At 45.6% G+C, this 3,163-nt stretch carries 4 protein-coding genes; 2 read left to right on the top strand and 2 right to left on the bottom strand.

Annotated features, from left to right (window positions below; translation table 11 throughout):
* Together OS145_RS12630 and OS145_RS12625 are read left to right on the top strand one after the other, a co-directional pair.
* Positions 1–296 (top strand): DUF6702 family protein (locus OS145_RS12630; protein ID WP_006956999.1); only part of this gene is annotated, 296 nt, incomplete at its 5' end.
* 13 nt (positions 297–309) lie between these two features.
* Positions 310–783, top strand: a complete 474-nt coding sequence (locus OS145_RS12625; protein WP_006957002.1) for a chemotaxis protein CheX — start codon at positions 310–312, stop codon at positions 781–783.
* Positions 784–809: 26 nt separating this feature from the next.
* Here the strand turns inward: OS145_RS12625 and dnaB are convergent, their stop codons facing one another.
* Positions 810–2,204, bottom strand: a complete 1,395-nt coding sequence (dnaB, locus tag OS145_RS12620; RefSeq protein WP_006957003.1) for a replicative DNA helicase — start codon at positions 2,202–2,204, stop codon at positions 810–812.
* A gap of 43 nt (positions 2,205–2,247) precedes the next feature.
* Positions 2,248–3,163, bottom strand: a 916-nt coding sequence (locus tag OS145_RS13460; RefSeq protein WP_006957005.1) for a DUF4097 family beta strand repeat-containing protein, incomplete at its 5' end; no start/stop codon positions are given.

The following is a 3,163-nucleotide window of genomic DNA, read 5'->3' as shown; positions in this document are numbered from 1 at the left end:
ACGCCGAGCGCAAGGTTAAAGAATGGCTCAATGCACGTTTTTCAATGACCTCTTCCGATGGCGAGCCGATAGCGTTGGATTGGGTGGGCTTGGAAGCGGATTTTCAGAACCTATGGCTTTATCAAGAAAAATCTCATTCAAAAACCGAATTTTGTAATTGGGAAATAACAAACCGTGTTATGCTTTCCACATACCCTGCTCAAGTGAACACAGTGAATGTTAAAGGCGATGACATCACGCGAGGAATTACACTTAACGAGCAGCGTGACACAAAAAAAATCAATTGCGGTAAGTAAAAGGTAATTATTTATGGACGCAGCGTTCGTCAACCCATTTTTGAACGCACTTCAAAACGTGCTTTCAATGATGGCTCAAATAGAGCTTAAGCCAGGAAAGCCTCAAATTAAAAAGGATGAATACGCTCGTGGCGATGTGTCGGGCATCATTGGAATGGTAGGTCCACAAGTTAAAGGCTCCTTTTCAATATCCTTTGAAGAAAATCTAGCCTGTGAAATCATGCATAAGATGTTGGGCGAGTTACCCGATTCAGTGGACGAAGAGGTATGCGATATGGTGGGTGAAATCACTAATATGGTTACAGGCGGTGCCAAAAAAGAGCTCGCCGAGCGCGGCTTTGAGTTTGATATGGCCACACCGATCGTCGTCTCGGGACGCGACCATACTATATCTCATCGCTCTGAGGGCGCAAAGCTCATCATGCCCTTTAACCATGTTGCCGGTAAGGCATACATCGAAATATGTTTTGATAAGTTGAGAGCCTAGTTGTTGCTAAGCTCTCTTTTTATAAGTTAATAACGCTCATCATCAGACGCTCGAGCAAAATTATCGAACCGCGATAGATGCCCATGGAATTTAAGTTCAACTTTACCGATGGGTCCATTCCTTTGCTTACCAATGATAATCTCCGCTAATCCTTTCTCTGCACTGTCTGGGTGATAAACCTCATCACGGTAGATAAACATGATAACGTCAGCATCCTGCTCGATCGATCCAGACTCGCGCAAGTCGGAGTTGACAGGACGCTTATCTGAGCGTTGCTCAAGTGAGCGGTTAAGCTGTGAAAGCGCTACGACAGGAACACTCAATTCCTTAGCTAAAGATTTTAACGAGCGCGAGATCTCAGCAATTTCAAGTGTACGATTTTCTGACATCCCCGGTACTGTCATTAACTGCAAGTAATCCACCATAATCATCGATAACCCACCGTGATCTCGCGCAACACGACGAGCCCTGGAGCGAACTTCTGTCGGTGTTAATCCGGAGGAGTCATCGATATACAGATTATTCTTATCATTGAGAATATTCATGACTGAGGCAATACGAGCCCAATCATCATCCTCCAAACGTCCTGTCCTAACACGGTTTTGATCAACGCGACTGAGTGATGCCAACATACGCATCATGATTTGCTCAGATGGCATTTCTAAACTAAACACCAGCACCGGTTTTTCTTCGTTCATTGCGACGTTTTCGGCTAAGTTCATCGCGAAGGTGGTTTTACCCATCGACGGTCGAGCGGCAACAATAATAAGATCTGAAGGCTGCAGACCGGCAGTCATCTGGTCTAAATCATGGAAGCCAGTTGATGTGCCTGTTACACCGTTATGATTTTTTATGTTGCTAAGCGTCTCTATTTTCTCAATCGTCTTAGCCAGAATATCACTGACCCCCTTGGGACCTTCCGTTGCACTAGTGCGCTTCTCCGCAATACGGAATACTTTACTCTCCGCCTCATCGAGTAACTGTTGGCTCGTTCGTCCTTGGGTATCGTAACCTGACTCGGCAATATCATTCGCTGCGGCAATCATCTCTCTGAGCACCGCCCGCTCGCGTACAATATTGGCATAAGCGACAATGTTAGCTGCACTCGGTGTATTTTTCGAGATTTCACCTAGATACGCAAAGCCACCCACGGCGTCGAGCTCAGTGTTCGCCTCTAGCTCCTCAGAAACAGTCACTAAGTCCATGGGTTGACTGCTATCGGCGAGGGATTGCATTGCAGTAAAAATCAGTCGATGAGCACGATGATAAAAATCTTGCGCGATAATCAGCCCAGAAACTTTATCCCAAGCGTCATTATCTAACATCAACCCACCCAACACAGATTGTTCGGCTTCGATCGAATGAGGCGCTGAACGCAGCGCCTCAATCGACTTATCTCTTTGCTTATTTTTTTCCGCCATCGTTACAGTCTCTGTACACTCGCCAATGAGCGCTACTATATCGTTAATCGCGACGAATTTCGACAGTTCCTGAGACGGTTGTTAAACCCACTCTCGCACTTCCAGTGCCGACTTCGAAGTTTAATTCTGACGAAGTTCCCCAGCGCGATTCAGTGGGTTTGTCGTTACTAATGCGGTTAACAATGTCACCACCAGCATTAGTTGTAATATCAAAACTGGCGTTCGGTATCGCACTGAAAGTAAACGCCATATCGCCGCTCACGGATGAAGCTTTCAATTCACCACTGTCTGCCAATTTAAGCGAAAGATTAATGTCTCCACTGACATTTTTTAAATTAGCTTTCTTGAGACTTGGTAATTCTGCCGTTACATCGCCTGAGACGTTTTGCAAGTAGAACTCTTCCATCATATCGGCGTAAACACTAATATCGCCGCTAACGGCCTGATAATGAGCGACTCTCGCGCTACTGCCTTTATCGCTAATATCCCCACTAACACTTTCTAGCCTGACGGTACCAGCAATAGACCGCGCATCAATGTCACCACTGACAGTACTGACTTCGACACCGCCACCAATATTTTCGACTTTCACATCACCGCTCACGAGGTTTATTTCGACCCCTTCTTGCAAATCAAAGGCATCGACATCCATGGATACACCTTTTACATCAAGATGGCTTGATTTAGGCATATAAATAGTTAACTTTGACCCTTCATCATCGTCGAACCACCCATTTTGCTCGGGTGTTTTAACTTGCACCTGCAATGTTGAGCCACGTAGTTCAAAAATAAATTGTTCAGTGCGTTTGTCGAGTGTTCCAGTAACATGAACCACGTTGTCATCACTCGCCATGATCTCGATTGAGCCGCGTTCGTTATCAACAAATACTTCCGTCCCCTTCGGCACTTCCATTTTTTCATCGACACGCTCTTGTGCAACAGCGTTCACTGTTGATAGC

It is taken from the genome of Idiomarina baltica OS145 (assembly GCF_000152885.1).
Taxonomy (GTDB): Bacteria; Pseudomonadota; Gammaproteobacteria; order Enterobacterales; family Alteromonadaceae; genus Idiomarina; species Idiomarina baltica.
Note: the sequence above shows the minus strand (reverse complement) of the source record. Positions and strands in the feature narration are given on the sequence as shown.